At 28.9% G+C, this 3,413-nt stretch carries 2 protein-coding genes and 1 pseudogene; 2 read left to right on the top strand and 1 reads right to left on the bottom strand.

From position 1 onward, the window contains the following. On the top strand, positions 1 to 370 hold a 370-nt coding region (locus QM536_09650; GenBank protein ID MDI9357273.1), incomplete at its 5' end, for a PEP-utilizing enzyme. 123 nt (positions 371 to 493) lie between these two features. Here QM536_09650 and fusA read toward each other — a convergent pair. Then, a pseudogene (fusA, locus tag QM536_09645) lies at positions 494 to 2,638 on the bottom strand (elongation factor G). 119 nt (positions 2,639 to 2,757) lie between these two features. Here fusA and QM536_09640 point away from each other — a divergent pair. Next, positions 2,758 to 3,413, top strand: a 656-nt coding sequence (locus tag QM536_09640; GenBank protein MDI9357272.1) for a hypothetical protein, incomplete at its 3' end; no start/stop codon positions are given.

Below are 3,413 nucleotides of genomic sequence, written 5' to 3'. Positions count from 1 at the left end.
AAAATATAATATACACATTTTGGAAGAAAATATGAATAGTGAAAGTGTGCAAGGAGAGACAATTTATGGTAAAGACAAAATAAATGGAGAAGTATATATTTATAAAAATAAAGAAGAGTTAGAAATACAAAATAAAACCAGAGATAATCATATCTTAATTATACCAATGATAGAGCCTACTCATTTTCATTTACTAAAAGGAGTCAAAGCAATAATATGTGAGCATGGTGGGACTTTATCTCATGCTGCTATACATATGAGAGAATATAAAATACCTTGTATAATTAATGTTAAGCAGATTACTAAATTATTTAAAGATAATGACAAAATAAATATAGACTTAAATACTGGAATAATAGAAAAACTTTAATCTCTAATATCTTAACTTAAATTAAAAAACTTTTATTATTTCTTTTTAAAGATACCGAAACAAAAACAGATAATTTTATTATCTGTTTTTGTTTTAATCTTGTCGTTTTAATCTGCTAAAAAATTATTTCTTCTTTTCTTGTATTTCTTTTACTATATTTTGTGGAACTACATCATAATGAGAAAACTCCATAGTAGATTGAGCTCTACCTTCTGTCATACTTCTCAAATTTGTAGTATAACCAAACATTTCCGACAAAGGCACTTTTGCTTTAACAACTTTATCCATACCTCTTTCATCCATACCTTCTATTTGGCCTCTTTTACTGGATAAATTTCCGGTAACATCACCGTAAAACTTATCTGGAGTTACCACTTCCACTTTCATAATAGGCTCTAATATAGCAGGTTTTGCTTTTGCTACTGCATCTTGTAAAGCATATGCGGCGGCTATTTTAAAAGATATTTCATCAGAATCCACATCATGATAAGAACCAAATAACAATTCACAAGATATATCTACCATTTTAAATCCAGCTAAAACTCCTCTATCCATAGCTTCTCTTAATCCTTTTTCTACAGCCGGTATAAACTCTTGAGGAATAACACCACCTTTTATTGAATTGATAAATTCAAAATGATCATATCTCTTAACATTTTTTGGTAAATCTTCAGTTTTTATAGTGTAATCTATTGGCTTAATTTTTATTTCTACATGCCCATAATGTCCTCTACCACCAGATTGTTTAATATATTTACCAACACCTTCCGCTTCTCCACGAATTGTTTCTCTATAAGCTACTTGTGGTTTGCCTGTATTAGCTTCTACATTAAATTCCCTTTTCATTCTATCTACTATAATATCTAAATGTAATTCTCCCATACCAGAAATAATAGTTTCATTGGTATCACTATCACTAGAAACTCTAAAAGTGGGGTCTTCAATAGCTAATCTAGACAAAGCAATACCCATTTTCTCTTGGTCCGCTTTAGTTTTTGGCTCTATTTTCATAGAGATTACAGATTCTGGTATAACTATTCTCTCTAAAACAACAGGATGATCTTCATTACATAAAGTATCACTTGTTACAGTGTCTTTAAGCCCAACTACAGCCGCTATTTCTCCTGCATAAACTTCTTTTACTTCTTCTCTTTGATTTGCATGCATTCTCAATATACGACCAACTCTTTCTTTTTTGTCTTTTGTGGCATTGTATATATAACTGCCAGCCGAAAGTGTACCAGCATAAACTCTAACAAAAGTTAATTGTCCTACATATGGATCGGATTGTAATTTAAAAGCAAGAGCAGCAAGTGGAGATGTATCTGCAACATCCAATTCTATACTTTCGCCTGTTCTAGTATCTATACCTTTTGGTTTTGCTATATCTACTGGAGATGGTAAAAAGTCTATTACTGCATCCAATACTAATTGAACTCCTTTATTTTTTAAAGCAGATCCACAATATACAGGAAATAATTGATTATTGATAACTGATTTTCTAATTATTGCTTTCAATTCTGATACAGAAAAATCATATGCTTCTAAATATTTTGTCATAGCATCATCGGCTGTTTCTACTATTTTTTCTATCATTTCACCTCTTCTCTTTTTGGCTTCTTCTAAATATTCACTTGGTATTTCTGATACTATAATATCTTTACCTTTATCTCCTTCAAAAGTTACATATGTAAAATTAAGTAAATCTATAATAGCTGAAAAATTCCCTTCTTCGCCTATAGGCATTTGCATTTTCACAGCTTTTTTAGACAATCTATCTAAAATAGATAAAAATGATTTATCATAATTACCACCTGTTCTATCCAATTTATTTATAAAACAAATTCTTGGTACATTTGCATCATTTGCATATCTTCAATTTGTTTCAGATTGTGGCTCTACTCCAGCTACAGAATCAAATACTACTACGGCTCCGTCTAATACTCTAAGAGATCTTTTTACTTCTATAGTAAAATCAATATGCCCTGGAGTGTCTATAATATTAAATCTACACTTTTTACTTTCATCTGTTTTTGGCATATAAGATGGATTTCAAAAAGCAGTAGTTGCAGCACTTGTAATAGTTATACCTCTTTCTCTTTCTTGTTCCATTCAATCCATCACAGTATCTCCTTCATGAACTTCACCTATTTTATGAGATACTCCAGTGTAAAAGAGTATTCTTTCTGATGTGGTAGTCTTGCCGGCATCTATATGAGCAATAACTCCAAAATTACGAACTTTATTTAATGGATAATCTCTAGACATATGTTTTGTTTTATTTTTATAATAATTAATAGATTATATACTATAATAACTTTTTTTTCAAATTAAAACATTTTTTAAATATGTTATAATGTATTTATAAAAATTTTTTATTAAAATACATGAATACTATAAATCTATTTAATCTATCGTTAAAAAAATTCAATTCTATTGAAGGGGTGGCTTTTAATCTTGGATTACATAAAGGAACAGTTTCTCGTTGGTATGAGAAAAAAGAAGTTCCAGAAAATTATAGAGCAGACTTTTTAAGATTACTTGATTTAAAATCAGAAATAAATACGGAAGATTTTTCTGTAAAAGAAAAAGATCAATATTATACAAAACAAGATGTGGCAAAAAAATGTTTTACTACTTTTAAAAAAGGTATGAAAGATTTAAAGATAAATATTTTAGATTATAATTTTATAGAACCCTCTGCTGGCTGTGGTAATTTTTTAAATATTTTACCAGAAAATAGTATAGGTCTTGATATTGATCCAAAAAATAAACATATTATAAAACAAAATTATTTAGATTATTCACCAAAAGATAAAAATAAAAAATATATTGTTATAGATAATCCACCTTTTGGACTACGAGGACATTTAGCTTTAAAGTTTATAAATCATTCAAATAAATTTGCCGATGTGGTGGCTTTTATTTTACCGCAATTATTTGAGAGCGATGGAAAAGGCTCACCGATGAAAAGAGTTCAAGGTTATGAATTAGCCTATACAGAAAAATTGCCAGCCAATTCTTTTGTATATCCAAATGGAGA

This window comes from Chitinophagaceae bacterium, assembly GCA_030053935.1.
GTDB lineage: Bacteria > Bacteroidota > Bacteroidia > Cytophagales > JASGCU01 > JASGCU01.
Note: the sequence above shows the minus strand (reverse complement) of the source record. Positions and strands in the feature narration are given on the sequence as shown.